Origin of the sequence: Pelagibius sp. 7325, assembly GCF_037652055.1 — a bacterium.
Lineage (GTDB): Bacteria > Pseudomonadota > Alphaproteobacteria > Kiloniellales > Kiloniellaceae > Pelagibius.
On the sequence record NZ_JBBKAH010000002.1, the window covers coordinates 369,076 to 394,013 of the forward strand.

Genomic DNA, 24,938 nt, shown 5'->3' on the forward strand with positions numbered 1-24,938 from the left:
CCGATGAGCAATCGTTATTTCAGTTACCGCAATGGACGGCTCCACGCCAGCGGCGTGGCGCTCGAGCGCCTGGCGGCCGAGGTCGGTACACCCTTCTACTGCTATTCCGCCGACGCGCTGGAGCACGGCTACCGCCATTTCGCGGCGGCGCTGAAGGGCCTGCCGGCAACCATCTGCTATGCGCTGAAGGCCAACTCCAACCAGGCGGTCATTGCCACCTTTGCCGCGCTGGGCGCCGGTGCCGACGTGGTTTCCGAAGGCGAACTGCGCCGCGCCCTGGCCGCTGGCGTGCCGGCGCAGAAGATCGTCTTCGCCGGCGTCGGCAAGACCGCGAAGGAACTGGCCGCCGGCCTCGACGCCGGCATCATGCAGTTCAATATCGAGTCGCTTTCCGAGCTGAAGCTGCTGTCGGAGGTCGCGGCGGCACGCGGGGTGATCGCGCCGGTGGCTCTGCGCGTGAACCCCGACGTCGACGCCGGCACGCACGCCAAGATCACCACCGGCCGCGCCGACACTAAGTTCGGCATCGACGCCGGCGAGGCGCGCGCCTTCCTGCTTGCCAACCGCGACATTCCGGGCATCCGCATCGAAGGCCTCGCGGTCCACATCGGTTCGCAACTCACCGACATCGCGCCGTACCGCCTCGCCTTCGAGCGGCTCATCGCGCTCTACAAGGACCTGCGCGCGGCGGGGCTGCCATTGAAGCGGCTGGATTTCGGCGGCGGGATCGGCATCAGCTACCAGCACGGGCCCCTGACCGAGGAAGGCGGCGGCGAGGAGATTGATACCGCCGACGCCCGGGTCGACGCCTATGCGGGGATGGTGCGCGAGTTGGTTGAAGGTCTCGACGCCGAGTTCGTCTTCGAGCCGGGACGCCTGCTGGTCGGCAATGCCGGCATGCTGGTGACCCGCGTGCTCTATCTCAAGGACAACGGCCCGCGCCGCTTCGTCATCATCGATGCGGCGATGAATGACCTGATCCGCCCTTCGCTCTACGACGCCTGGCACGAGATCGTGCCGCTGAAGGCGCCGACGCCGGGCGCCGAACTCAGGCCTGTCGACGTCGTCGGCCCGGTCTGCGAATCGACCGACACCTTCGCCAAGCAGCGCCCGCTGCCGCCGGTCGCCGAGGGCGACCTGCTGGCCTTCTCCACGGCTGGAGCCTACGCATTTGTGATGGCGTCGACCTACAACTCACGGCCTCTGGCCCCGGAAATCCTGGTCCGCGGCGACCGCTATGCGATAGTGCGCCCGCGCATGGACTATGACACAATGATTGGACAGGATCGCCTGCCGGACTGGCTGGAAGATGCCGCACGGCAGGACCGCGACGCGGAGAAAACAGGGGAAACGCGCGGCGCGGCCTAGGTTTCGTCACGGAACGCTCTAGTTCCGTGAAAGGTAATACATAGCCTGCGGCTTTCCGGGGGCGTCACCGCAGGCGCCTGGACCACGAACAGGAAGCACGCATGAGCGAGACCGAGCGCACGCGCCCTTCTTCCCCGCCCCAGCCTTCGGGGGCCACTGCTCCTGGCGGCCGGCCGGGCCCTGACCACATCCGGCGGGCAGAGACCCGTTTTGGTTTCCTGCTGGCCCTGGCCCGCGGCGCCGTCGCCTGGGAGACCATCTGGCCGGCGCTGTGGCCGCTCTTCGCCGTCCTCGGCCTGTTCCTCGCCGTGGCGCTCTCCGGCCTGCTGCCGGCGCTCAGCGGCTGGCTGCACAGCCTCGCCCTCGCCGCCTTCGCCGTGGCGCTCCTCGCCGCCCTGGTGCATGCGGCGCGGCGCATCTCTCTGCCCGACGAGCTGGCCGGCAAGCGCCGGTTGGAGCGCGACAGCGGCCTCGACCACCGCCCGCTGACCGCCCTCGACGACCGCATGGCGACGGGCACCGGCGACGCCCAGGCGCGGGCGCTGTGGCGCGCCCACCAGCGCCGCGTCATCGCCCGCCTGAAGGGCCTGCGAGTCGGACTGCCGCGTCCCGGCATGGCCGCCTTCGATCCCTGGGCCCTACGCGGCCTGGTCGTGCTGCTGGTTCTCGTGGGCTTTGCCGCCAGCGACGGCAACGTCGGCGGGCGGCTGGCGGCCGCGGTGGCACCGAGCTTCAACCGCATCCCGCAGCTACCGCCCAGCCTGGATGCCTGGATCAACCCGCCCGCCTACACCGGCATGGCGCCGGTCTACCTGGAGGCCGTCGCCCCGGGCCCGAACGGCGGGAACGCCGGCGGCGAGCTGCCCAGCAGCGAAACGGCGGCGCCGGCTGCGGCCGAACGGCTGCGCGTGCCGGCCGGCAGCGTGCTGCTGGCCCAGGTGCAGGGCGGCGATGGCGAGCCCAGCCTGCAGGTCGGTAGCGCCAACCTGCCGTTCGAGAACTTCGCCCACGAGGCCTACCGCCTGGAGCACAGCCTGACCGAGGGCGACAGCCTGGCCATTGTGCAGAACGGCGAGACCCTGGCGGCCTGGCCGCTGGAACTGGTGCCCGACAACCCGCCGGAGATCGTCTTCCAGGAAGCCCCGGCGCGCACCGAGCGCTCGGCCCTGCGCCTGACCTATGCCGCCAAGGACGACTACGGCCTGGCCGAGGTGAAAGCGGTGGTGCGCCGTCTCGACCAGCCGGAGGCCGAGCCGCTGGAGCTCGACCTGGTGCTGCCCGGCGCCACGCCCGAGACCAGCGAGGCGACCAGCTACCACGACCTGACTCCGCATCCCTGGGCCGGACTGGCGGTGGAGATCCAGTTGGTGGCCAAAGACCAGCCGGGACAGGAGGGCCGCAGCGAGGCGCTGCGCACCGTGATCCCGGAGCGCATCTTCAACCACCCCGTGGCGCGCGCCCTGGTCGAGCTGCGCAAGCAGCTGACGCTAAACCCGGACCGCCGCCTGCCAGTGGTGCAGACGCTGAGCGCCATCTACGAGCACCCTGAACACTTCTATCACGACATTGTCGTGGCGCTGACCATCCGCTCGGCCGAGCGGCGGCTGATTCACGATTCCTCCGACGAGGCCATCGGCCAGGTGCAGGAACTGCTGTGGGACGCTGCCCTGCGCATCGAGGAAGGCGAGCTGGCGGTCGCCGAGCGCGAGCTGCGCGAGGCTCAGGAAGCGTTGATGGAAGCACTGGCGCGCGACGCGCCCGACGAAGAGATCGAACGCCTGATCGAAGAGCTGCAGCAGGCGATGAACGAGTTCCTCGACCAGATGATCGAGCAGATGCGCGAGCAGATGGCCCAGGAATCCATGCCGATGGAAAACCAGGAACTGCCGCCGAACAGCCAGATGCTGAATCGTCAGGACCTGATGGAAATGTTGGAGAAGGCCCGCGAGTTGGCCAAGGCCGGCGCAAAGGACGCGGCGCGCGAGCTGCTGTCGCAACTGCGCGAGATGTTGGAGAACCTCAAGGCCAATCCTTACGCCCAGCAGATGAACCAGGACATGCAGAACGCCTCGCGCATGATGCGGGAAATGGAAGACATGATGCGCGAACAGCAGGAGTTGCTGGACCGCAGCTTCGAGCGTTCGCAGCAACAGGGACAGCAGGGTGAAGGCCAGCAGCAGCAACAGGGCGACAACCAGGGCGATGCGCAGCGCCAGGAGCAGCTGCGCCGTCAGCTCGGCGAGCTGATGCGCCAGCTGGGCGACGCGCTGGGTGAGATCCCGCGCCCGCTGGGCCGCGCCGAACGCGAGATGCGCGACGCGCGCGACGCCCTCGGCAACGAACAGCCGGGCCAGGCTGTGCCCTCGCAGACTCGCTCCCTCGACCAGCTGCAGCAGGGCATGCAGTCGGCCATGGAGCAGTTCATGGAGATGTTCGGCCCCGGCGAGGGGGAAGGCGGCGAGGTCGGCTCACGCGGGCGCGACAACCAGCGCGACCCCTTGGGCCGCGAGTCGCAGGAAGGTCCCAACGGTCAGATGAGCGACAACACCGACGGCGTGCAGATTCCCGACCAGATGGAACTGCGCCGCACCCGCGAGATCGTCGACGAGCTGCGCCGCCGGCGCGGCGAACGCGAGCGGCCGCCGCTGGAGCTCGACTATCTCGACCGCCTGCTGGATCAGTTCTGACAGGATGTATGGAAGCTTTCGGCGCTGCCGGAGCGCCGGTCCCGAAGGGTGAAGCGACGGGGCCTCGACGGGGCCTCAGTGGCAGGTCATCTCTTCGGCGGTCAGCGCCGCCTCGGCGGCCTCGCAGATTTCCTGCAGGGTGAACGGCTTGGTGATGACCTCGCAGATCAGGACCTCGAGGTTGTGGGCGCGCTGGCGCTCGGCGGAATAGCCGGTCATCAGCAGCACCGGCAGCGACGGGAAGTCCTTCGCCACCTTCAGCGCCAGTCCGATGCCGTCCAGGCTGGGCATTACGATGTCGGTAATCAGCAGATCGAAATTGTCACCGCCAAGGGCTTCCAGCGCCTGCACGCCGTCTTCGACGGAGGTGACCTTGTGGCCTCGATGGGTGAGGGCTCGGCTGACAAAGCTCTTAACGGCCATGTCGTCTTCGGCGACCAGGATGCGCGCCATGGGATCTCCGTCTCCTGCGGGCTTGCGGGCGAGGCGACGGCCGCAAGTTACCGGCCGTTTCCTCTCCGGCCAAACTGCCACCCGCGTGGTTAAGCAAGGCTTAATGGGGCGCCGTGAGATGGTGGATAGACGGTGGATAGAAGCACTTGGTGGGACGGCGAATCCGGCAATCCCGAGAACGCGGCGCTCACTGCGCCGCGGAGTCCTCGACCGGTTGCGCCTGCCCTGCAAAAGTCACCGAGACGCTGCTGGCCGAGGGCGGCGGATTCTTGGTCACCGTCTCAAAGCTGACGGTCTCGCCGGCATCCAGCGCACCCTCAGGCACATCGAAGAACCACTCGGTGACCACCGCACCCGCCCCGTCGCTGAGCTGGATGCGCAGCGGCGGCAGCGTCTGCTTGCGTTTCGAGATATTGGCGAGCTGTCCGCGCACCGTGATCACGTCGTCGCCGTCGACCGCCGTCCGGCTGGTCGTCACGTTGCTGAGCTGCAGCGAGGCCCCCGATTCGGGCAACGGGATGCCCAACAGGTTGTACACGTCGGCAAGCTGCGGGAACTGGGTGACGATGCGCGCGCGCTCGAACCAGCCCACGGCGGCGACTCCGCCGATGAAGGCGAGCAGCAGCAGCCAACCGACCAGCACGCCCCTGCCCTTCTTCTTGGGGGGCGGCGCTGCACGACGGCGCGGCGGCGGGGGCGGCACGTCGGCCAGCCCCGCCCGCGGGTCATTTTCCGGCATCTGGTGCCAGCAGTTGCTGCACTTGCCGCAACGGACGATACGTCCGTCATAGCCGAGCTGCTCCTCATCGACTTGGAAGCGGCTCTCGCAGGCAGGACAGGAAACGATCATAGACGACTGCGCCCCTCCGAAGAGCTGTCACGGTAACCTTATATGGAGGAGGTATAAGCAAAGCAAGGAATGAGCAGGGGCCTTTACGGGACTGACTTGGCTATGCCATTTTCGAATCGGACTTCCGAGAAAAGGAAAAATGCACCTTGGTTCGCTTCGAGGACGTCGTGCTGCGCTATGGAAACGGGCCGGAAATCCTGAAGCGAGTCTCCCTGCAGTTCGACCCGGGATCCTACCATTTCCTGCTCGGCCCCAGCGGCGCCGGCAAATCGTCGCTGCTGCGCATGATGTTCCTCGCCCAGCGGCCGAGCGAGGGTCGAGTCGCGCTTTTCGGCCGTGACGTGGCCGGTCTCAGCCGGCGGGAAACCGCGCTGATGCGCCGGCGAATCGGAGTCGTTTTCCAGGATTTCCGCCTGCTCGACCACCTTACCGCGCGCGAGAACGTCGCCCTGCCGCTACGCATCGGCGGCCAGGCGGCGCTGCGCGGCGACAAGGGGCGCAGCGAAAGGGACGTCGAGGAGCTGCTGGCCTGGGTCGGACTGGCCGACCACATGGACGCCCTGCCGCCGACGCTGTCCGGCGGCCAGCAACAGCGGGTCGCCATCGCCCGCGCGGTGATCGCCCGCCCCAGCCTGCTGCTGGCCGACGAGCCGACCGGCAACCTGGATGACCGCATGGCCGTGCGCCTGCTCTACCTCTTCGAGGAGTTGAACAAGATCGGCACCACCGTGGTGATCGCCACCCATAACGAATCGCTGGTGCGCCGCTTTCCCCACCCGGTCACCCGGCTGCTCGACGGAGCGGTCGATACCTCCGAAGACACGCCGCCCGCCGGGGCTGCCGCCGGCAGCCTGCGCGGCGGGCGCTGAGCCATGGCCAAGTCCGACAGATCCAAGGGCGGCAAGCCCAAAGCCAGCAGACCCAAGTCCGGCAGAAGGGGCCGCCCGGCCGTTCCCCTCGACCGCGACGCCTCCGGACGCTACATGCCGCTGCTGGTCGCCATCATGGTCTACCTCGCCGCGCTGGCGCTGGCCGGGGCGCTGTCGATGAACAAGCTGGCCGTCCGCTGGGATACCGGGCTCGCCGGGACGCTGACCGTGCAGCTGCCGGCGGAGGCCGGCGGCGCCGACAGCCCCCAGCTCGCCGCCGTGCTGGCCGCCCTCGCCGAGACCCCCGGCGTCGTCAGCGTCGAGGCGATGGACGACGACGCCATGACCGCTCTGCTGGAGCCCTGGCTGGGCGAGGCGATGCTGACCGGCGACCTGCCGCTGCCGCGCCTCATCGCCGTCACCTTCGATCCAGCAGACCCACCGGACCTCGGCGCCCTCGACGCCCGTCTTGAGACGCTGGTGCCCGGCACCCAGGTGGACGACCATCAGCGCTGGCTGTCGCGCCTGCTGGATGTTGCCCGCGCGGTCGAGGTTATGGCGCTGGTGGTGGTGGTGCTGGTGGTGCTGGCGGCCTGCATCATGGTCGCCTTCGTCACGCGCATGGGCCTCGCCGCGCACGAGCAGGCGATCGAACTGCTGCATCTGATCGGTGCCCAGGACTCCTACGTCGCGCGCCAGTTCCAGAACCACGCGCTCAGCCTGGGCCTGCGCGGCGGGCTCATTGGCCTCGCCTTCGCGCTGCCGACCCTCTATCTCGCACGCCTGCTGCTGCAGCGCGTCGGCAGCGGCCTGCTGCCGGAGCTGAACTTCGTGCCCTACGAATGGTCGTTCTTCGCGCTGCTGCCGGTGGCCGCCGCCGGAGTCACCATGCTGACGGCCCGCGTCACGGTGCTGCGCACCTTGACGCGGATGCCCTGACGGGAGGGCACAATGGGGCTTCGCAGCCTACGGCAGGATCGCGGCAAGGCGCCCACGCGAGGTTGGCGCCGCCTGAAACGCCTGACCGTCCTGGCCGCCGGGCTGCTGATCGCCTATGGCATCGGCTTCCTGTGGTTCACCACGCTGCTGCCGACCGAGGCCGAGAGCGACCCGCGCCCGACCGACGCCGTCGTGGTGCTGACCGGCGGCAGCGACCGCCTGGGTGTCGCCCTCGACCTGCTGAGCGAAGACAAGGGGAAAAAGCTTTTCGTTTCCGGGGTCTACCGCGGCGTCGACGTGCGCCAACTGCTCGATCTCTCGCAGCACTCACCGGAAGATCTTTCCTGCTGCGTGGTGCTGGGCTACGAGGCCGACAATACCCGCGGCAATGCCGTCGAGACGGCGGCGTGGATGAAGGAACAGGGCTTCACCTCGCTGCGCCTGGTGACGGCGACCTACCACATGCCCCGCTCGCTGCTGGAGTTTCGCCGCCTGATGCCGGCGATCGAGATCGTGCCGCACCCGGTGTTTCCCGAGCACTTCAAGCGTGAGAACTGGTGGATGTGGCCCGGCAGCAGCACCCTACTGATCACCGAGTACACCAAGTACCTGGTCGCCCTGGTGCGCGGGGTCTTCGACCCCCTGCTCGACCGCCTCGCCCTGATGTTCTGATGACCGCCCTGCGCTCGCTGCTCTTCAACGGCTTCTTCTACGGCTGGACGGCGCTCTGCGTCTTTGCCGGGCTGCCGCTGCTGCTTGGACCGCGCGCCGGCATCTACTATCTGGGCCGTGTCTGGGCGCACCCGATCATCGCGGCGCTGGGCATCCTCTGCGGCCTGCGCTACCGGGTGCGCGGGCGCGAGAACCTGCCGGACGGCGCCGTGCTGATCGCCGCCAAGCACCAGTCGGCCTGGGACACCATCATCTTCTCCATCCTGCTGTGGGATCACAGCTTCGTTCTGAAGCAAGAACTGACCCGCATCCCGCTGTTCGGCCTCTACCTGATCCGCGCCGGCCTCATTCCCGTCGACCGCAAGGGCGGCGCCAAAGCCCTGCGCAAGATGGTGGCCGCCGCCAAAGCGGCCGCCGCCCTCGGCCGCCCCATCGTGATCTTCCCGGAAGGCACCAGGGTGGCCCCCGAACAGCACCGCCCCTACCACCCGGGCGTCGCCGCCCTTTACGGCCAGTTGCAGGTGCCGGTGGTGCCGGTGGCGCTCAATTCCGGGATTTTTTGGCGCCGCAACAGCTTCTGGAAGCGGCCCGGGACGATCACCCTGGAGTTCCTGCCGCCGATCGAGCCCGGCTTGCAGCGCCGGGACTTCCTCGCACGCCTGGAAACCGCCATCGAGGGGCGCAGCCGCGCCCTGGCCGCCGAGCCGGCCGGTGGGGACGGCGGCTTCGCCGATTCCACCCGCGGATCATAACGCCCGCAAACGCAAGCCCTTGACCGCGAAATTGCTGTGCGCACATCTGTGGATAGCTTTAGTGGTCTGCCCGCTCGTAGTGGAATGGCACTTGCCAACTCGGAATCTTAAAGCGACTCGGATAGATTGAAACGAAGCAGGAACGTTCGCTTGACCAGCCCCCGGGCCGCACCTATCGTCAGGCGAGCATTTCTGCCAAATATCGACGCGTCTGCCGCGACTGGCGGCCCGCGAAAGGCGGTGAAATGACCAAACTGACGGCCCTGTCCCAGGAAATCTGGGACATGAAGTACCGCCTGAAGACCGCTTCCGGCGAGCCTGTGGACAAAACCATCGCCGAGACCTGGCGCCGCATTGCCTGCGCCCTGGCCGCCGCTGAGGCCCCTGGCGAGCCCCACGAGCGTCGCCGCAAGGCTATGGAATCTCAGTTCTTTAGCGCCCTGGAGGATTTCCGTTTCCTGCCCGCCGGACGCATCCAGGCGGGCGCCGGCACCGACCGCAAGGTCACCCTGTTCAACTGCTTCGTCATGGGGACCATCCCCGACGACATGGGCGGCATCTTCGAGCACCTGAAGGAGGCCGCCCTGACCATGCAGCAGGGCGGCGGCATCGGCTACGACTTCTCCACCCTGCGGCCCAAGGGCGCGGTGGTGCACGGCATCGGCGCCGACGCTTCCGGCCCCTTGAGCTTCATGGACGTGTGGGATGCCATGTGCCGCACCATCATGTCCGCCGGCTCGCGGCGCGGCGCCATGATGGCGACGCTGGCCTGCGACCACCCGGACATCGAGGCCTTCATCGCCGCCAAGCAGGAGCCCGGCCGGCTTTCCATGTTCAATCTCTCGGTGCTGGTGAGCGACGCCTTCATGCAGGCGGTGCGCGAGGACCAGCCCTGGGACCTCGTCTTCGCCGGCACGGTCTACCGCACCGTCCCCGCCCGCGCCCTGTGGGACAAGATCATGCGCGCGACCTATGCCGCCGCCGAGCCGGGCGTGATCTTCATCGACCGCATCAACCAGCGCAACAACCTCGCCTACTGCGAGGACATCCGTGCCACCAACCCCTGCGGCGAGCAGCCGCTGCCGCCCTACGGCGCCTGCCTGCTCGGTTCGGTGAACCTCATGGCGCTGGTGAAGCAGCCCTTCGAGGAAGGCGCCGACGTGGATGTGGAGGCCCTGGCCGAGCTGGTGCCGACGGCGGTGCGCATGCTCGACAACGCCATCGACGTTTCGCGATTCCCGCTGGAGGCACAGCACCAGGAAGCCCACGCCAAGCGCCGCATCGGCCTCGGCATCACTGGCCTGGCCGACGCCCTCATCGCCTGCGGACTGCGCTACGGCAGCGCCGAGGCGGTGAAGGCGACCGAGCGCTGGCTCGCCGCTTTCCGCCGCCACGCCTACCTCGCCTCGGTCGAACTCGCCAAGGAAAAAGGCCCCTTCCCGCTTTACGACCGCGACGCCTACCTCGCCGGCGAAACCATCCGGGAACTCGACGCCGACGTGCAGGAGGCGATCCGCGCGCACGGGATCCGCAACGCGCTGGTCACCTCGGTCGCGCCGACCGGCACCATCTCGCTCTTGGCCGACAACATCTCCTCCGGCCTGGAGCCGGTATTCAGCTTCACCTACAAGCGCCGCATCCTGCAGGCCAACGGCAGCCGCCGCGAGGAGCAGGTGAGCGACTACGCCTACCGCCTGTTCCGCCGCCTGAAGGGCGAAGACGCGGCACTGCCGCCCGCCTTCGTAAACGCGCAGACCCTGGAGCCGGCCGCCCATGTGGTCATGCAGGCCGCCGTGCAGCGCTATATCGACAGCTCGGTCTCCAAGACCATCAACCTGCCGGCCGACATTTCCTTCGAGGCCTTCAAGGACGTCTACCAGCAGGCTTACGACCTGGGCTGCAAGGGCTGCACAACCTATCGGCCCAATGACATCACCGGCGCGGTACTCTCGCTCGGCGCCGAGGGTCATCCGGCGGCGACGACGGAACTGGTGGCGGCGCCCCCGGCCGGCGCCCCGACTGCGACCGTCCCGCCAAGCGGCGACGTCGTCTACATGACCGCACCGCTGGCCCGTCCCGAGGTCCTGCCGGGGCGCTCCTACAAACTGCGCTGGCCGGAGAGCGACCACGCGATCTACATCACGATCAACGACATCGTGGAGGAAGGGGCGGTCAAGCCGGGAGGGGGCAAGGAGCCGCGCCGGCGGCCCTTCGAGATCTTCATCAATTCCAAGAACATGGAGCACTACGCCTGGACCGTGGCGCTCACGCGCATGATCTCGGCCGTGTTCCGCCGCGGCGGCGACGTCTCCTTCGTGGTCGACGAACTGAAGGCGGTGTTCGACCCGCGCGGCGGCGCCTGGATGGAAGGCCGCTACGTGCCCTCGCTGCTGGCCGCCATCGGCGGCGTCATCGAGCGCCACATGATCGACATCGGCTTCCTGCAGGCAGCCAAGCCGGCGGCAGGCGAGGAGCAGAAGGCCGTGGTGAACCTGGGTGGTCCGGCCGGCGGCACCCGATTCGCCCAGTGCCCCAAGTGCGGCAGCGCCGGCCTGATCCGCCAGGAAGGCTGCGACCTCTGCACCAACTGCGGCTATTCCAAGTGCGGGTAGCGCGGGGCGGTTAGGCTGTTGCGTGCCGTTTGGACAGATTCGCCCTGAGCTGCTTTCCCAACACCCAGTCCAACGAAACGGCACCCGCGCCCTTCACCACCAGCACCAGAAGCAGGAAGATCCAGAAGGCGCGCTGGTCGAGGATCGTCGCGTCGGGCAGGCGGTCGAACCAGCTGCCGATGGTCTTGGCATCGACACCGTGGAAGGCGATGTCGACGTAGCTCTGCACCAGCGTGAAGCCGATCATCCCGAGCGCGGCGAGGCGCGTGAAGAGACCCAGCACGATCAGCAGCGGCAGGATGAACTCCGCATAGGTGCCGGCAAAGACAATAATGTCCCAGGGGAAGAACGGCACCTGCGAGGCGTCGTAGCCGTAGGCCTCGACCACGCTGGGCAGGATCTGGAAGTAGGCGTTGTCGCCGACGGCGAAGAAACCGGCGATCCCGTCCCCCACCTTGGTCGCAGCGGAGTTCAGGTAGTAGACCAACAGCACCGCAGCGAAGACGAAGCGCGCGAGAAGGCCAAGGAACCAGCCGTCAAGCGCGGCCTCGGCCCGCTCGACACTGCGGCCGTAGAGATCAATCAGCTTGGTGATCATTTTGCCGGACTATGCTTGTTGTGAAAAAGAGTCGGGAAGATGGATCGCGGCGACAGCCCCCAGGGCGAACAGCCCCTGCAGGTGCCGGGCGAGATCGAACTGGTCGTCGATGGTAAGCGCGCGCTCGGCGGCGACACTGAGGCTGTTGCCGGCGGCAAGCGCGAAGAGAAATGCGTAGCCATCGGGCAGCAGCACGCGGACCTCGACCGAGAGCATCGGGCGCAGCACCGCCACCGCTTCGCCCGCCTTCATATCGACCGCGCGCGATGGGTCGGCACCGCTGGTGACCGCCCACAGCGAGGCGGCGGGCCAGCGCGAATTCAGCAGATGCAGTGAGGGGTGGAGCGCAAAGCGCAGCTCCGGCAACAGTTCCTGCGGCAACTCGGCAACGCGCGCGATGGAAAGCGGCTCCGCGTCGGCGGCGTGATAGGCGGCCAGACGCACCCATTCCAGCCGCGCCACGTCGCCGAGGTAGGGCACGCCCGCCGCCGGTTCAAAATCCTCGAGGAAATCGCCGAAGCTCTCGCCATAAAGCAACAGCACCGGCGTCCGCGGCGGGAAACGTCGGATGTAGGACTTGGCCACCGCTTTGAAGAAATCGTTGCCGACCAGCCGCTGCACCACCGGAAAGGCTGCCTCCATCGCCTCGATGAGACTGACCATCCGGTTGTTGCGGTAGACGTCGAAGCGCCGGCTCTGCGCAAGCACCGTCTGGCGCTTGAGCCCCGCCGGGGCCGGCAGCGACGGATCGGCGAGCGCCGCCGCGAAGTCCGCCTGCAGATCAGCCAGCTGCGGCATGGGCCATCTCCGCTTGAAGAGCGTACTGGGTCACCATGATGCGCTCGGCGGTGCGCGCTTCGGCAAAGAGTGTCTTCCAGGCAGGCACATCATTGTCCCATTCGATGAGCGTCGGCGTCATCCCGGCGCGCGCAATGGACCGCGCGTAAAGCGACCACACCTTGTCGTCGACCGCGCGGTCGTGCGCATCGATCAGCAGCACGTTGCCGGCATCGTCGCGGTCGCGCGCATGGCCGGCGAGGTGGATTTCGCGCACTGCTTCCATGGGGAAGGCGTCGATATAGTCTTCCGCGCTGAAGTTTTGATTCGTCGCCGAGACCAGGACGTTGTTCACGTCGAGCAGCAGGTAACAGCCGGTCCGCAGCGACACCGCCTGCAAGAAGTCGAGCTCGCTCATCTCGCTTACCTCGAAGCTGACGTAGGTCGAGGGGTTTTCCAGCAGGATGCGGCGGCCGAGCACGCTCTGCACGCGGTCGATGTGCTCGCTGACATGCGCCACCGCCTCGCCGGTATAGGGCAGCGGCAGCAGATCGTTGAAGAAGACGCCGCCGTGGCTCGACCAGGCGAGATGTTCGCTGACCAAGCCCGGCTCGTAGCGGTCATTCAACACCTTCAGACGCTGCAGGTGTGATTCGTCAAGAGGCCGGTCGGCACCGATCGAAAGGCCGACGCCGTGCAGCGAGATCGGGTAGTCGCGGCGGATGGCCTCCAGATAGTGATGCGGCGGGCCGCCGGCGCCCATGTAGTTCTCCGCATGGACCTCGAACCAGCCGATGTCTGGCCGCTGGCCGAGGATGTCCTCGTAGTGCTGCGCCTTCAAGCCGACGCCGGCGCGTGCCGGAGCTGCTGCCGAGACCGTCATACCCGCCATCCTTCCGCCTGCACGATGAGAACAAAAGAAAGGGTGGGGCACCGGCTGCTTGAGGGGCAAGCGGCCGGTGCCCTTCTCCGCCAGCCGTCAGGCCGGCAGATCGCGCTGGAGCGCATCCAGCGAGCCCTTGCGGTCGCCCGGCAGCTCGTATTCGGCAGTCGATTCCTCGACGCCGTACTTCATGCAGTCGCCGGCGGGCACCAGCTTCCAGGCGTTGCCCTGGTAGTCCACCGTCGAGGTGCCGGCGCAGGTGGTGCCGGGGCCGGCGGCGCAGTCGTTCTGGCCCGCCAGTGAGATGCCGAAGCACTTCTCCTTCGCCTGTGCGGCGGCGGGGCTGACATCGACGCTCGCCGACACCGCCAGCGCCACGGCACCGGCGATCATGGCGGCACTCAGGATCTTGGTGTTCTCAGCCATTCTCGGAAACTCCTTGCTCAATCTCTCTATTGGAACGATGGGATTGGAAGTCAGTTCGTGACCGGCGCGGACACCGTGTAAGTGTCCTTGTTGTCCTCGATCGCCTTCCAGCTCTTGGTCGAAGCCGGCGCGGCTTCCTTGGCCTGCCAGTTGGACTCCGCCTTGGTCAGGTTGCCGGGGATGTCACTCTCCCAGAATCCGACCACGGTCGGCGTGATGTTCAGGTAGAGCTTGCCGTCGACGATGCGCCAGAGGTTCGGGTTGCCCGGCACCTTGCCGCCCTGGGCGATGCCGTAGGCACAGTGGCCATCGTAGGCCGGGACATACTTTGCCGGATCGGCGAGGAACTTGTCTCGGTGCGCCTCGCTGGCGAAGGCCCACTTGGCGCCGTTGTATTCGGCAGTGATGCCGGCCTTGCCCGGCACCGCCTCCGGCTGATGCTCGCCCGTCGGGGCCTGCTTCAGGTCGAAGTAGGCGACGGGATCGTAGCCGCTAAGAGCAAAGCCGCTCTCGTCGACATACTGTTCGCCGGCCTGGGCGGCGCCCAGGGTGAACGCGGAAAACGCCGAGGCCAGAAGAAGTCTTCGAATCATGGGGACCTCATATCTCCTGTTGCTTGTGGCGGCTTGTTGCCTGCCCTTCGCTAGAGATATTCGGCGGGCCCTGTTGCGATCAAATCACGTCACTACACTAAAATGTGACGGCGTAAGCCCTTGGATATCAGCCGAAATCGACGGCCGTGGTATTGGCCCCGCAGAGCAGCACGGCGACCCGCTCGCCCTCGGCCGGGACGTAGCGGCCGGACAGCAGCGCAGCCATGGCAGCGGCGCCGCCCGGCTCGACCACCACCCGCAGGACATCCCAGAGCGCCTGCTGAGCGGCACGGATGGCGTCGTCGGTCACCAAGACGGAACGCTCGACGTACTTCTGGGCCAGCGGGAACATCAGGCGGCCGACCTGTTTGGGCGCCAGGGAGTCGGCGGCAATGCCCTCGGTCGGCGCATCGACGGGCTTGCCAGCGGCCAGCGCGTCGTGCAGCGTCGGCGCGCCTTCCGGCTCCACTGCGACGATGCGGATGCGCCCGGCGAACCACGCGGCGGTGCCGCCGATCAGGCCGCCGCCGCCGGTCGCCACCAGCAGGGTGTCGATATGGGGCAGTTGCGCCTCGATCTCCAGCCCGACGCTGCCCTGACCCAGGAGGGTTTCCGGCTGGTCGAAGGCGTGCACCGGCAGGGCACCGCTGTCGGCGACGAAAGCCTCGCTGGCGGCCAGGGCATCGGCATAGCGATCGCCGCCGACCACCAGCCTGGCGCCATAGCGCTCGATGCGCGCGGCCTTGGCCGGCGAGGTGACCGAGGGCAGAAAGATGGTCGCCGGGATGCCCAGCTTCATCGCGGCATAGGCGACGGCGGCGCCATGGTTGCCGCCGGAAGCCGCCGCCACCCCCGCCGACGGGACGTCGCGGGTCAGGAGATTGGAGAAGGCGCCGCGCGCCTTGAAGGAACCGGAGTGCTGCAGGAACTCCAGCTTCAGGTCGAGAGGATGCGGCGCGGCATCGAAGTCGGCGAGATCGGCCGCCAGCACGGGCGTGTGGCGTACGAAGGGGCGGATCCGCCGTTCGGTCTCGACGATGCGCTCGCGGGTGATGCCCGAGTCGATAATGTTCACGTCTGGTCTCCTTGCCCGCGCAGCTTCCCGTCCCGGATGCGGCGCGCTTCCTTCAGCAGGCGTTCGAGGGCGCGGTCCCTGAGGCCCAACGCATGCAGGTGGTACACGGTGTTCTCCAGGTATTCGATGCAGGGGCCGCGGTTGCCGCAGCCCTGAAGGATCAGCGCCACCACGGAGTCGTGGTCCAAAGCGCCGGCGTATTGGCGGTGCTCGCGGTCCGCCACGAAGGTCATGGCGGTGACTCGCCCCGCCTCTGTCTCCGCCCGGCGCCAGGTCGGGTGGTACACGCCGGTCACCATCTCGCGCTCGTCGAGGTAGTCCAGCACCGCCTCGCTCTCTGCCGCCGGCACGCGGAACACCATGCCCTGGCAGGACCCGCCGCGGTCAAGGCCGAGGACCAGCCCGGGCGACTCCGGCGTGCCGCGATAGCGGTGCGAGTAGACGCAGAAGCTGCGGTGCAGGCCGCGCAGCCGCGCGACGCGCACCTCGATGTGCGGGAAGCCTGGGTGCCACATGAGCGAACCGTAGCCAAAGACCCAGAAATCCTCGCCCGGGGGCGGCGTCAGGCGGCGCGCCGCGCGCTCCTCCGCCGAGAGGGACGGCAGCGTTTCCAGGTTCGGCTGTTTCTGGAGGCTCATGAAATCCGGCAGTCTGATGGTGCTACCCCAATGTTAGGGGTGGGGCCCGGCGATGCAAGCCGCGCCCGGACATAACTGCCTTTTCGGGGCTGCCATTTCGGGGCTGCGGCGGCCGCCCGCGCCTTCTATCATGCGGCCCATGCGTCGCTACCGCCTCGCCATCTCCGTCACCCTCGTGCTGCTCGTCGCCTCGGCTGCGGTGGTCGGCACCTGGCTGTGGGCGCGCCACGCCCTGGGCGAGGGCATCGCCCGCTGGCGGGACGAGCAGATCGAGCGCGGCTACACCGTCGACTACCAGGGACCAGAGTTCGGCGGCTTTCCCTTCGCCCTTTCGGTCAGCTTCCGGACGCCGCGAGTGACCACGCCACAGGGTCTCACCTGGCAGGGACCGCCTGTGCTGGGGACAGCGAAGCTGTGGGACCCCTTCACCATAGACCTGCATTTTCCCGGCCTGCACCGCCTCAACGCTTCCGAAGAGGCAATCCCGGCGGCTGCGGATGTCGAGTTGCCGCGCCAGGCGGACATCGCCGCCGAGGCCGCCGCCGGCCGCGTGGTGCTGCGGCGCGACGGCAAGGTGGAGAGCGCCAGCATCGACCTCGCCAGCCTGGTGGCCAGCGGCCCGAAGATCGAGACCGTCACCCTGCAGAGGCTCACCGCGCGGCTGGGGCCGCTGCGCCCCGGAGACAGCGGTCCAAGCGGCGACACCTTGGAACAGCTGGACCTGGTCGGCGAGGTGCTGGGGGTCGGCCTGCCGGCAGAGCGCGGCGGCCTCTTGGGCGACCGGGTCGACCGCCTTTCGTTCGATTCGACGCTGGTCGGCGGCATTCCACCGGGCAAGCCCGAGACGGCGCTGCCGGCCTGGCGCGAGCGCGGCGGGCGCTGGCAGTTTCGCCGCCTCGCCGTCCTGTGGGGGCCCTTGGACCTCACGGCCGACGGGGTGCTGACGCTGGACGAGGCGATGCGCCCGGCGGGCGAGTTCGAGACCAAGATGAAGGGCGCCGGCAAGATCATCGACCGGCTGATCGCGACCGGCGAGATCAAGCCGGAGGCCGCCTTCGCGGCGCGCCTGGCGCTGGCGGCCATGGGCCGCCCGGACAGCGTTACGGGAGAATCGGTGCTGGCGGCACCGATCAGTCTTCGCCAGGGGATGCTTTACCTGGGGCCGATCCCACTAGTCCCGATCGCTCCGGTTCTCTAGCGTCGAAGGAACCGGCCTGGTGGGCGTCGATGACCCCGCGGCGGATCTCCCGCGTGCGGCGGAAGAGGCCTTCCAGTGTTTCTCCCTCGCCCCAGCGGATCGCGCGCTGCAGTGCGGTGATATCCTCCGAGAAACGCTGCAGCATTTCCAGCACCGCCTCGCGGTTGTTGAGGAAGACATCGCGCCACATCACCGGGTCGGAGCCGGCAATGCGGGTGAAGTCGCGGAAGCCGCCGGCGGAGAACTTCACCACCTCGGCGCGGGTGCTCTCCTCCAGATCAACGGCGGTGCCGACGATGGTGTAGGCGATGAGGTGCGGCAGGTGCGAGGTGATCGCCAGTACCTTGTCGTGGTGGCCGGCATCCATGATCTGCACGGTGGAGCCGCAGCGTTGCCAGAAGGCCGTAAGCCTCTCGACCGCCGCCTCCGGTGTGCCGGGGACCGGCGTCAGGATGCACCAGCGCTGCTCGAAGAGGTCGCCGAAGCCCGCCTCCGGCCCGGAGTGCTCGGTGCCGGCAATGGGGTGGCCCGGGATGAACTCGACGCCGTCGGGCAGATGGGGACCGATGTCGCGGATCACCGCCTGCTTCACCGAGCCAACGTCGGTGACGATGGTGCCGGGGGCGAGGTGCGGGCCGGCTGCCCTGGCCACCGCCTCGTTGGCGCCGACCGGCACGCAGAAGATCACCAGGTCTGCCCCTTCGACGGCCTCGCTGGGCTCGGCATGGAGCGAATCGGCAAAGCCCATGATGTCGATGACCTCGCGGGTTTCGGCGCGGCGCGAGTAGGCCGCGACATGGTCGGCGAGGCCGCGCTCGCGGATCGCCCACGCCAGCGAGGAGCCGATCAGGCCGGCGCCGAGGAGTGCCACCCGCTGGAACAGCGGTTCGCCCGTTACCTTGTTGGGCAGGGCGGCGCTCATTGCACGGCCTCGGCCAGGGCGTCCCCAAGGGCTTCAGCCGTGGCGCGCATGTCCTCTTCGGTGCCAATGGTGACACGCAGGCAATCGGGCAGGCCGTAGCCGACCATGGTGCGCAGCAGGATGCCCTGGCGCTTGGTGGCGGCCAGCACCGCCTCTGCCTGCGCCTTGCCGCCGGGAAAGCGCAGCAGCACAAAGTTGCCGGCGCTGGGCAGCGCCTCGATGCCGGACTTGGCGACCGCCGCGCTGAACCACGCCAGCCATTTTGCATTGTGCGCGACCGAACGTGCGACATGATCGCGGTCGCGTACCGCGGCGATACCGGCGGCCTGGGCAGCCTGGCTGACGTTGAAGGGCCCGCGCACGCGGTTCAGCACGTCGGCCACCGCCGGCGGCATATAGCCCCAGCCCAGGCGCAGCGCGGCGAGACCGTGGATCTTGGAGAAGGTGCGCAGCATGACGACGTTGTCGCTTGCCTCCACCAGCGGCGCCGACTGCGGATAGTCGGGCGCCGCCACGTATTCGGCATAGGCCGCGTCGATCACCAGCAGCACGTGGTCCGGCAGGCCTTTGTGCAGGCGCCGGAGCGCGCTTTCCGAGAGGTAGCTGCCGGTCGGATTGTTCGGATTGGCCAGGAACAGCAGGCGCGTGCGCTCGGTGACGCGCGCCAAGAGGCCGTCGACATCGGCGGTGAGATTCGCCTCCGGCGCCGCCACCGGCGTCGCGCCGACGGTCTTCGCCGAGATCGCGTACATGAGGAATCCGTGCTCGCTGTACAGCACCTCGTCGCCCGGGCCGGCGTAGGCGCGCACCAAGAGGCTGATCAGTTCGTCGGAGCCGGCGCCGCAGACGATGTTGGCGGCGTCCAGTGACTCCGCCTCGGCAATCGCGCGGCGCAGCTCCGTCGCACCGCCGTCGGGATAGCGGTGCAGCTGGTTCTTCTCCGCCTCGTAGGCGGCAATCGCCGCCGGGCTGGGGCCCAGCGGGTTCTCGTTGGAGGCCAGACGGATGACGCGGTTGGCCCCGGCGGCCTTGGACTCGCCGCCGACATAGGGCGCGATGTCGAGGATGCCGGGACGCGGTTTGATGGTCATGACATGACCCGCGCGCTGGTAGTGGCGAGGTCCTCGGCGGTGAGCGGCACGGCAAAGCTGCCGACCGACCAGGCATGCTTCACGGCATCGGCCTCTGCCTGCAGGGCGGCGATGCGCGAATCGTCGGCCGCCAGGAAGCCCTGCACCTCGACGAGGTGGAGGGTGCGGTCGGGCGAGTCGACCCAGGCCTGGATGTCGCAGACCTCGAAGCCGGCGTCCGACAGCAAGGTCTTCAGCGCGCCGCGCGAAACCGCCTCGTCGAGTTCGACGATCATGTAGCCGTGGTCGTCGCCGCTCTCTTCGGGCTCGGCCAGGGAAACCACGACGGCCTGCGGGCTATCGCCGCGCCCGCCGTCCAGCGCGGCGAAGGGCAGCTTGGCGATGATCTTGGGTGTCGCCTTGCCGTGGCGCGCCAGCTTCGGCCACCAGGGAGTGCCGCGGTCGGCCTCCGGCAACGGCAGCACGCCGATGTTGGCCTTGCCGCCGGAGACGGCGCGCAGCACGCCCATCTCGGACTCGAAGCGGGTGACCGGGGTCAGCGAGCCGAAATGGTCGCGGGTCAGGCCAAAAAGATCGGGTCCTTCCTGGGGGGCGTAGGCAGCCGCGGCGAAAGGGCCCTGAAGACGGGTGAAAACGGAGACGATCTCGCGCCAGATGCGCGCGACCACGGGCTTCGGGAAGGCACCCTGGTGGCGCGCCACCAGGCGGCGCAGCACGCGCGCTTCGCGGCCGGGGCGCATGAAGACGGCGCCCTGGCCCTTGGCACGGCCAATCTGCCGCGCCAGCTCGGTGCGGCGCATCAGCAAATCGTGTATGGCGTTGTCGATCTCGTCGATTTGACGACGCAGATCGTCCAGGGATGGTGTTTTGTCGGACATCTGGCCCCAATACCTGCAGGCTAGGCGGAGCTACTGATAGTCGCTGAACCGGCGAAAATCAAAGAAAACCTTGCGTTCAGCCCCCGTGCTGCCGAGGGTCTGCCCTGCGTCGGGCGGAAGGCTGGAGGCCCCCCGGAATCGCGGAGGAAAAAGCCAAGAAAGCGTTGACAGCCGCGGCCCCGGCTTCCTAGCTAGGCCCCCCCGGAAATGCCGCTTGGCCCCCGCCCCAAAAGTCGCGGACGCGGGCCGGACGCCGGGGGTGACGGTCGAGGATCTTACCCATGGTGATGGACGAACCGAAGACGGCGGCTGCCAGTCCACAACCGGCGACGGGCGCGCGCGGCCCGACCCCGCCGCACCTGGCCCCGCCGGGCTCGACCCAACAGGGCCTTGCGTGGGAATTCGGTCACGACGCCCCCCTGATACTGGACTGCGGCATCGGTCTAAGCCCTGTCACCCTGGCCTACCAGACCTACGGCACGCTCAACGCCGACAAGTCCAACGCCATCCTGGTCTGCCACGCGCTGACCGGCGACCAGTTCATGGCCGGTACCCACCCGGTGACCGGCAAGGACGGCTGGTGGAGCCTGATGGTGGGGCCGGGCCTGCCGCTTGATACCGAGCGCTACTTCCTCATCTGCATCAACGTTCTGGGCGGCTGCATGGGCTCGACCGGCCCCAAGTCGGTGAACCCGGCGACCGGCGAGCCCTGGGCGCTGGATTTTCCGGTGATCACCGTCGCCGACATGGTGCGCGCGCAGAAGCGGCTGATCGACCACCTGGGCATCGACAAGCTGTTCTGCGTCATCGGCGGCTCGATGGGCGGCATGCAGGTGCTGGAGTGGGCGGCCAAATACCCGCAGAAGGTGTTCGCCGCGGTGCCGATCGCCACGGCCGCCCACCACACGGCGCAGAACATCGCCTTCCACGAGGTCGGCCGCCAGGCGATCATGGCGGACCTCGACTGGTGCGGCGGGCGCTATATCGCCGAAGGCAGGAACCCCGACCGCGGGCTGGCCGTCGCGCGCATGACCGCGCACATCACCTACCTGTCGGAGCCGGCGCTGCACCGCAAGTTCGGCCGCCGCCTGCAGGACCGCAGCGGCCTCACCTTCGGTTTCGAGGCCGACTTCCAGGTCGAAAGCTACCTGCGCCACCAGGGAGCCAGCTTCGTGCAGCGCTTCGACGCCAACTCCTACCTCTACATCACCCGCGCCATGGACTACTTCGACCTGGCGCGCGAGCACGGCGGCAAGCTGGCAAACGCCTTCCGCGATACGCCGGTGCGCTTCTGCGTCGTATCCTTCACCAGCGACTGGCTGTTCCCCACCTCCGAAAACCGCGACATCGTGCACGCCCTCAATGCCGTCGCCGCCGACGTCAGCTTCGTCGAGATTGAAAGCGATGCCGGCCACGACGCCTTCCTGCTGGACGAGCCGGAGTTCCGCGACACCCTGGCCGGCTTCATCGCCGGCTGCGCCGAGCACCGCGGTTTGAAGAGCCGATGAGCCCCTTGGACGACGCCAGCGCGAAGAGGGCAGGAATGGCGCGCACGCCGCTGCGCCCCGACCTCGCGCTGATCGCCGGGATGGTCGAGCCCGGCAGCCGCGTACTCGACATCGGCTGCGGCGAGGGCGTGCTGCTGGAGCACCTCACCGCGGAGCGCGGCGTCGTCGCCCGCGGCATGGAACTGCAGCAGAAGAACGTGAACGCCAGCGTCGCCCGCGGCCTCTCGGTCATCCAAGGCGATGCCGACACCGACCTGGTCGAATATCCCGCCGACGCCTTCGACTACGCGATCCTCTCGCTCACCCTGCAGGCGACGCGCGACCCGCGCCGGGTGCTGGAGCAGATGGTGCGCATCGGACGGTATGCGATCGTTTCCTTGCCCAACTTCGGCCACTGGCGGGTGCGATTGCACCTGCTGTTCCAGGGCCGCATGCCGGTGACCGACGCCCTGCCGGAGCCGTGGTACGAGACCCCCAACATCCACCTCTGCACGCTGCAGGACTTTACCGCGCTCTGCACCGATTGCGGGATCGCGATCGAGCAAGCCGTGGTGCTGAACGACCGCCAGCGGCGCAGCGCCCTCAACACGCCCCGCCTGGCCAATCTCTTCGGCCAGAAGGCAATCTTTCGCCTGAGGAAAGATCACGAAAGACACTAGTCGGGCATTCGACCTGACGCGACAACGGGCGGCACGAGGCCGCCAAAAGGAAAGGCTGTGCATGACGACGGACAACAAGACGCGGCGCATCGTGTTCCTGGACCGCGAGACCCTGCCCGACGCGGTGACCGTGCGGCGTCCCGGCTTCGCCCACGACTGGCAGGAGCACCCGCGCAGCAGGCCGGAGGACGTCGTAGAGCGCGCCCGGGACGCCGAGATCGTCATCACCAACAAGGTGCCGCTGCGCGCCGACACCCTGGCTGAGCTGCCCGCGTTGAAACTCATCGCCGTCGCCGCCACCGGCACCGACGTCATCGACCTCGCCGCCTGCCGGGAGCGCGGCATCACCGTCTCCAACATCCGCGGCTATGCCGAGGCGACGGTACCGGAGCATACCTTTGCCCTCATACTCTCGCTGATGCGCTCGGTGGCGCCCTACCACCAGTCGGTCGCGAAAGGGCGCTGGGGCGAGGCGGCGCAGTTCTGCTACTTCGACTATCCGATCTTCAATCTGAAGGGCAAGGTGCTGGGCGTCATCGGCGACGGCGTGCTGGGCAAGGCCGTCGCCAGGATCGGCGAGGCCTTCGGCATGGACGTGCGCTTCTCGTCGTACAAAGGCGTCGACGGCATGGGGCCGCTCTACACGCCCTTCGAGACCATCCTCGCCGAGAGCGACGTCATCACGCTGCACTGCCCGCTGATGCCGCAGACCCGCAACCTGATCGGCCCGGCGGAGTTCGCAGCCATGAGGAAGCGACCCCTCGTCATCAACACCGCGCGCGGCGGCCTGGTGGACGAAGCGGCCCTCGCTGAAGCCTTGAAGAAAGGCCAGATCGCCGGCGCCGGCTTCGACGTGGTGACCAAGGAGCCGATCGCCGCCGACCATCCCTTCATGGACTTGATGGACCGCCCCGACTTCATCCTCACACCGCACGTCGCCTGGGCCGGGCGCGAGGCGATTCAGGCGCTCAGCGACCAGCTGATCGACAACATCGAGGCTTTCGTTGCCGGCAAGCCGCGCAACGTGGTGGGGGGCTGAAGGGCTGAGGCGCTAGTCTTCGTCGCGCTCGCGGTGCATGCGCCCGGCCGCCTGCGGCAGGGAGACCACCACCGGGCGGCGCAGCCTGCGCTGCTTGGCGGGTTTCATGGAGCCAGCGTAGAGCTGCTTGCCGGCCTCGATCATCACCACGCCGGAGAAGGTGGGGAAGAAGCGTGCGCCCATGCGCTCCCAAGCCGGGGCGGAGCGCAGGAAGGTATAGTTGGCGATCGGCGGCACGTAGAGCGCCCGCTCGGTGCGGGTCGGCGTGAACATGTTGTCGCGCAGTGCGCGGGAAAGCTGGGCCGCGCTGTAGGGGTGGCCCCAGCCGAGCGGCGTGCGGTCGGAGCGTGACCAGATGCCGCGGCGGTTGGGCACGACGACCAGGATGCGGCCATCCCCGGTCAGGACGCGCCAGATCTCGCGCAGCTGGCCGCGCAGGGAATCGGCGTTCTCCAGGCCGTGCACCAAAAGAACGCGGTCGACCGAGTAGTCGGGCAGCGGCAGGTCGGTTTCCTCCACCAGGCTGACCAGCCCCGGACCTTCCTGCGGCCAGTGCATGACGCCCTGGGAAGCCGGCATGAAGGCGAGCACGCGCTCGGCCTCGCTCATGAACTGCCTGAGGTAGGGAGTGGCAAAGCCGAGCCCCAGCAGCCGCTGGCCCTTCACGTCCGGCCAAACGGAGCGCACGGCACGGCGCACCATATGGCGCGCCACCTGGCCGCGGCGGCTTTCGTAAAACTCCCTGAGATCGACAACGTCATGCCACATGATGCAGAGAGCCTAACACATCCGGGGTAGATCCCGCGACAGCCTGATCTGTTATGCTAAACAGCAGGTTAACACAGTTCACGGAGGACCGGCGCGCCCATGACCGATGGCCCCCAAAACGTCCCTGGCGATGCCCCCGGCGATGCTGCGGCGATCATCCGCCTGCTCGGCCTGCAGCCGCACCCGGAGGGTGGCCACTATCGCGAGACCTTCCGCGACCCCGTCCGGGCCGGCGAGGACGCGGCCGCGCGCGGCGCCTCGACGGCGATCTACTACCTGCTGCAGGCCGGGGAGTGGTCGCACTGGCACCGTGTCGACGCGGCGGAGGTCTGGCACTGGTATGCCGGCGCACCGTTGGAACTGCTGATCTCCGCCGACGGCAAGGACACAGAGACCCTGAGGCTGGGCATCAACCTCGCCGCCGGGGAACGCCCGCAGGGCGTGGTGCCCGCCAAAGCCTGGCAGGGTGCCCGCAGCCTGGGCGACTGGACCCTGGTCGGCTGCACCGTGGCGCCGGCCTTCCGGTTCGAGGGCTTCGAGATGGCCCCGCCGGACTGGCGGCCGGGCCGGCCTGCGCCGAGGGAGCGATAAGGGCCCGGCAGAGGCGGAGGAAACTCCTCCTTGCCGGATCGGGCCAGCATGCCCACCTGGGACAGGCGACACCGCCATTAAGCCCTTGGCAA

25 protein-coding genes are annotated in these 24,938 nt (G+C 68.2%); 12 read left to right on the forward strand and 13 right to left on the reverse strand.

Going from position 1 to position 24,938, the window contains the following annotated elements; genetic code table 11:
• Positions 1-3 precede the first annotated feature (3 nt).
• Positions 4-1,368, forward strand: a complete 1,365-nt coding sequence (lysA, locus tag WDC82_RS03720) for a diaminopimelate decarboxylase (RefSeq protein ID WP_340115907.1) — start codon at positions 4-6, stop codon at positions 1,366-1,368.
• Positions 1,369-1,469: 101 nt separating this feature from the next.
• Positions 1,470-4,055 carry a TIGR02302 family protein gene (locus WDC82_RS03725; RefSeq protein ID WP_340115908.1) on the forward strand — a complete coding sequence of 862 codons (2,586 nt, stop codon included), beginning with the start codon at positions 1,470-1,472 and terminating at the stop codon, positions 4,053-4,055.
• Between the two features lie 75 nt (positions 4,056-4,130).
• On the opposite strand, the gene WDC82_RS03730 is transcribed toward WDC82_RS03725, so the two are convergent.
• A complete protein-coding gene (locus WDC82_RS03730) occupies positions 4,131-4,508 on the reverse strand; it encodes a response regulator (protein WP_340115909.1) in 378 nt (125 codons plus the stop codon).
• Between the two features lie 187 nt (positions 4,509-4,695).
• Entirely contained in the window at positions 4,696-5,358 is a 663-nt protein-coding gene (locus tag WDC82_RS03735) for a DUF3426 domain-containing protein (RefSeq protein ID WP_340115910.1), read from the reverse strand.
• Between the two features lie 146 nt (positions 5,359-5,504).
• Here WDC82_RS03735 and ftsE point away from each other — a divergent pair, with 146 nt between their 5' ends.
• The 5 genes from ftsE to WDC82_RS03760 all read left to right on the forward strand — a co-directional run bounded on the left by ftsE (position 5,505) and on the right by WDC82_RS03760 (position 11,202).
• Positions 5,505-6,227 carry a cell division ATP-binding protein FtsE gene (gene ftsE, locus WDC82_RS03740; RefSeq protein WP_340115911.1) on the forward strand — a complete coding sequence of 241 codons (723 nt, stop codon included), beginning with the start codon at positions 5,505-5,507 and terminating at the stop codon, positions 6,225-6,227.
• 3 nt (positions 6,228-6,230) lie between these two features.
• Positions 6,231-7,166 (forward strand): FtsX-like permease family protein, encoded by a 936-nt coding sequence (locus WDC82_RS03745; protein WP_340115912.1) that lies wholly within the window; start codon positions 6,231-6,233, stop codon positions 7,164-7,166.
• Between the two features lie 12 nt (positions 7,167-7,178).
• Complete coding sequence (locus tag WDC82_RS03750) at positions 7,179-7,838, forward strand: YdcF family protein (protein WP_340115913.1); 660 nt, start codon at positions 7,179-7,181, stop codon at positions 7,836-7,838.
• The gene (locus WDC82_RS03755) at positions 7,838-8,590 is read left to right on the forward strand and encodes a lysophospholipid acyltransferase family protein (RefSeq protein ID WP_340115914.1); all 753 of its coding nucleotides are present in this window, start codon (positions 7,838-7,840) and stop codon (positions 8,588-8,590) included. Before WDC82_RS03750 ends, WDC82_RS03755 begins: the two co-directional genes overlap by 1 nt.
• 245 nt (positions 8,591-8,835) lie before the next feature.
• Positions 8,836-11,202 carry an adenosylcobalamin-dependent ribonucleoside-diphosphate reductase gene (locus tag WDC82_RS03760; RefSeq protein ID WP_340115915.1) on the forward strand — a complete coding sequence of 789 codons (2,367 nt, stop codon included), beginning with the start codon at positions 8,836-8,838 and terminating at the stop codon, positions 11,200-11,202.
• Positions 11,203-11,212: 10 nt separating this feature from the next.
• Here WDC82_RS03760 and WDC82_RS03765 read toward each other — a convergent pair whose 3' ends face one another.
• The 7 genes from WDC82_RS03765 to WDC82_RS03795 all read right to left on the reverse strand — a co-directional run bounded on the left by WDC82_RS03765 (position 11,213) and on the right by WDC82_RS03795 (position 16,192).
• On the reverse strand, positions 11,213-11,800 hold the full coding sequence (locus WDC82_RS03765; protein WP_340115916.1) for a DoxX family protein: 588 nt from the start codon (positions 11,798-11,800) through the stop codon (positions 11,213-11,215).
• A 9-nt stretch (positions 11,801-11,809) separates the two neighbouring features.
• A complete protein-coding gene (locus WDC82_RS03770; protein WP_340115917.1) occupies positions 11,810-12,598 on the reverse strand; it encodes a DNA-binding domain-containing protein in 789 nt (262 codons plus the stop codon).
• Positions 12,582-13,460, reverse strand: coding sequence for a DUF692 domain-containing protein (locus WDC82_RS03775; protein WP_340115918.1), 879 nt, complete (start codon positions 13,458-13,460; stop codon positions 12,582-12,584). Before WDC82_RS03775 ends, WDC82_RS03770 begins: the two co-directional genes overlap by 17 nt.
• Before the next feature lie 96 nt (positions 13,461-13,556).
• On the reverse strand, positions 13,557-13,886 hold the full coding sequence (locus WDC82_RS03780; RefSeq protein WP_340115919.1) for a DUF2282 domain-containing protein: 330 nt from the start codon (positions 13,884-13,886) through the stop codon (positions 13,557-13,559).
• Positions 13,887-13,936: 50 nt separating this feature from the next.
• Positions 13,937-14,479: a YHS domain-containing (seleno)protein gene (locus WDC82_RS03785; RefSeq protein ID WP_340115920.1), complete on the reverse strand. Its 543-nt coding sequence runs from the start codon at positions 14,477-14,479 to the stop codon at positions 13,937-13,939.
• Positions 14,480-14,606: 127 nt separating this feature from the next.
• On the reverse strand, positions 14,607-15,554 hold the full coding sequence (locus WDC82_RS03790) for a threonine/serine dehydratase (RefSeq protein ID WP_340115921.1): 948 nt from the start codon (positions 15,552-15,554) through the stop codon (positions 14,607-14,609).
• Positions 15,551-16,192: a gamma-glutamylcyclotransferase gene (locus tag WDC82_RS03795; protein WP_340115922.1), complete on the reverse strand. Its 642-nt coding sequence runs from the start codon at positions 16,190-16,192 to the stop codon at positions 15,551-15,553. Before WDC82_RS03795 ends, WDC82_RS03790 begins: the two co-directional genes overlap by 4 nt.
• 139 nt (positions 16,193-16,331) lie before the next feature.
• Between WDC82_RS03795 and WDC82_RS03800 the strand changes: the two genes are divergently transcribed.
• Positions 16,332-17,390 carry a DUF2125 domain-containing protein gene (locus WDC82_RS03800; RefSeq protein ID WP_340115923.1) on the forward strand — a complete coding sequence of 353 codons (1,059 nt, stop codon included), beginning with the start codon at positions 16,332-16,334 and terminating at the stop codon, positions 17,388-17,390.
• Here the strand turns inward: WDC82_RS03800 and WDC82_RS03805 are convergent.
• Genes WDC82_RS03805 through pheA form a run of 3 tightly spaced genes read right to left on the reverse strand, consistent with a single transcriptional unit; the run spans position 17,323 to position 20,281 of the window.
• Positions 17,323-18,312, reverse strand: a complete 990-nt coding sequence (locus WDC82_RS03805; protein ID WP_340115924.1) for a prephenate/arogenate dehydrogenase family protein — start codon at positions 18,310-18,312, stop codon at positions 17,323-17,325. The two genes, WDC82_RS03800 and WDC82_RS03805, sit on opposite strands and share 68 nt — an antisense overlap.
• Positions 18,309-19,403 carry a histidinol-phosphate transaminase gene (hisC, locus tag WDC82_RS03810; RefSeq protein WP_340115925.1) on the reverse strand — a complete coding sequence of 365 codons (1,095 nt, stop codon included), beginning with the start codon at positions 19,401-19,403 and terminating at the stop codon, positions 18,309-18,311. Before hisC ends, WDC82_RS03805 begins: the two co-directional genes overlap by 4 nt.
• Entirely contained in the window at positions 19,400-20,281 is an 882-nt protein-coding gene (gene pheA / locus WDC82_RS03815) for a chorismate mutase (protein ID WP_340115926.1), read from the reverse strand. The genes hisC and pheA overlap by 4 nt, the downstream gene beginning before the upstream one ends.
• 287 nt (positions 20,282-20,568) lie before the next feature.
• Here pheA and WDC82_RS03820 point away from each other — a divergent pair, with 287 nt between their 5' ends.
• From WDC82_RS03820 to WDC82_RS03830, 3 genes are all read left to right on the forward strand, one after another.
• Positions 20,569-21,789, forward strand: a complete 1,221-nt coding sequence (locus WDC82_RS03820) for a homoserine O-acetyltransferase (protein ID WP_370661540.1) — start codon at positions 20,569-20,571, stop codon at positions 21,787-21,789.
• 35 nt (positions 21,790-21,824) lie between these two features.
• The gene (gene metW / locus WDC82_RS03825) at positions 21,825-22,448 is read left to right on the forward strand and encodes a methionine biosynthesis protein MetW (RefSeq protein ID WP_340115928.1); all 624 of its coding nucleotides are present in this window, start codon (positions 21,825-21,827) and stop codon (positions 22,446-22,448) included.
• 61 nt (positions 22,449-22,509) lie between these two features.
• Positions 22,510-23,487 carry a D-2-hydroxyacid dehydrogenase gene (locus WDC82_RS03830; protein ID WP_340115929.1) on the forward strand — a complete coding sequence of 326 codons (978 nt, stop codon included), beginning with the start codon at positions 22,510-22,512 and terminating at the stop codon, positions 23,485-23,487.
• A gap of 12 nt (positions 23,488-23,499) precedes the next feature.
• Here WDC82_RS03830 and WDC82_RS03835 read toward each other — a convergent pair whose 3' ends face one another.
• Entirely contained in the window at positions 23,500-24,255 is a 756-nt protein-coding gene (locus tag WDC82_RS03835) for a methyltransferase domain-containing protein (RefSeq protein ID WP_340115930.1), read from the reverse strand.
• A gap of 99 nt (positions 24,256-24,354) precedes the next feature.
• On the opposite strand from WDC82_RS03835, the gene WDC82_RS03840 reads away from it, so the two are divergent.
• Positions 24,355-24,846, forward strand: a complete 492-nt coding sequence (locus tag WDC82_RS03840) for a cupin domain-containing protein (protein WP_340115931.1) — start codon at positions 24,355-24,357, stop codon at positions 24,844-24,846.
• Positions 24,847-24,938: the final 92 nt, after the last annotated feature.

What these genes read in the sequence shown, in the direction of transcription:
- lysA (WP_340115907.1), top strand. Translation starts at nt 4, where the DNA reads ATGAGCAATCGTTATTTCAGTTACCGCAATGGACGGCTCCACGCCAGC.
- WDC82_RS03725 (WP_340115908.1), top strand. Translation starts at nt 1,470, where the DNA reads ATGAGCGAGACCGAGCGCACGCGCCCTTCTTCCCCGCCCCAGCCTTCG.
- WDC82_RS03730 (WP_340115909.1), bottom strand. Translation starts at nt 4,508, where the DNA reads ATGGCGCGCATCCTGGTCGCCGAAGACGACATGGCCGTTAAGAGCTTT.
- WDC82_RS03735 (WP_340115910.1), bottom strand. Translation starts at nt 5,358, where the DNA reads ATGATCGTTTCCTGTCCTGCCTGCGAGAGCCGCTTCCAAGTCGATGAG.
- WDC82_RS03745 (WP_340115912.1), top strand. Translation starts at nt 6,231, where the DNA reads ATGGCCAAGTCCGACAGATCCAAGGGCGGCAAGCCCAAAGCCAGCAGA.
- WDC82_RS03750 (WP_340115913.1), top strand. Translation starts at nt 7,179, where the DNA reads ATGGGGCTTCGCAGCCTACGGCAGGATCGCGGCAAGGCGCCCACGCGA.
- WDC82_RS03755 (WP_340115914.1), top strand. Translation starts at nt 7,838, where the DNA reads ATGACCGCCCTGCGCTCGCTGCTCTTCAACGGCTTCTTCTACGGCTGG.
- WDC82_RS03760 (WP_340115915.1), top strand. Translation starts at nt 8,836, where the DNA reads ATGACCAAACTGACGGCCCTGTCCCAGGAAATCTGGGACATGAAGTAC.
- WDC82_RS03765 (WP_340115916.1), bottom strand. Translation starts at nt 11,800, where the DNA reads ATGATCACCAAGCTGATTGATCTCTACGGCCGCAGTGTCGAGCGGGCC.
- WDC82_RS03770 (WP_340115917.1), bottom strand. Translation starts at nt 12,598, where the DNA reads ATGCCGCAGCTGGCTGATCTGCAGGCGGACTTCGCGGCGGCGCTCGCC.
- WDC82_RS03775 (WP_340115918.1), bottom strand. Translation starts at nt 13,460, where the DNA reads ATGACGGTCTCGGCAGCAGCTCCGGCACGCGCCGGCGTCGGCTTGAAG.
- WDC82_RS03780 (WP_340115919.1), bottom strand. Translation starts at nt 13,886, where the DNA reads ATGGCTGAGAACACCAAGATCCTGAGTGCCGCCATGATCGCCGGTGCC.
- WDC82_RS03785 (WP_340115920.1), bottom strand. Translation starts at nt 14,479, where the DNA reads ATGATTCGAAGACTTCTTCTGGCCTCGGCGTTTTCCGCGTTCACCCTG.
- WDC82_RS03795 (WP_340115922.1), bottom strand. Translation starts at nt 16,192, where the DNA reads ATGAGCCTCCAGAAACAGCCGAACCTGGAAACGCTGCCGTCCCTCTCG.
- WDC82_RS03800 (WP_340115923.1), top strand. Translation starts at nt 16,332, where the DNA reads ATGCGTCGCTACCGCCTCGCCATCTCCGTCACCCTCGTGCTGCTCGTC.
- WDC82_RS03805 (WP_340115924.1), bottom strand. Translation starts at nt 18,312, where the DNA reads ATGAGCGCCGCCCTGCCCAACAAGGTAACGGGCGAACCGCTGTTCCAG.
- hisC (WP_340115925.1), bottom strand. Translation starts at nt 19,403, where the DNA reads ATGACCATCAAACCGCGTCCCGGCATCCTCGACATCGCGCCCTATGTC.
- pheA (WP_340115926.1), bottom strand. Translation starts at nt 20,281, where the DNA reads ATGTCCGACAAAACACCATCCCTGGACGATCTGCGTCGTCAAATCGAC.
- WDC82_RS03820 (WP_370661540.1), top strand. Translation starts at nt 20,569, where the DNA reads ATGGACGAACCGAAGACGGCGGCTGCCAGTCCACAACCGGCGACGGGC.
- metW (WP_340115928.1), top strand. Translation starts at nt 21,825, where the DNA reads ATGGCGCGCACGCCGCTGCGCCCCGACCTCGCGCTGATCGCCGGGATG.
- WDC82_RS03830 (WP_340115929.1), top strand. Translation starts at nt 22,510, where the DNA reads ATGACGACGGACAACAAGACGCGGCGCATCGTGTTCCTGGACCGCGAG.
- WDC82_RS03835 (WP_340115930.1), bottom strand. Translation starts at nt 24,255, where the DNA reads ATGTGGCATGACGTTGTCGATCTCAGGGAGTTTTACGAAAGCCGCCGC.
- WDC82_RS03840 (WP_340115931.1), top strand. Translation starts at nt 24,355, where the DNA reads ATGACCGATGGCCCCCAAAACGTCCCTGGCGATGCCCCCGGCGATGCT.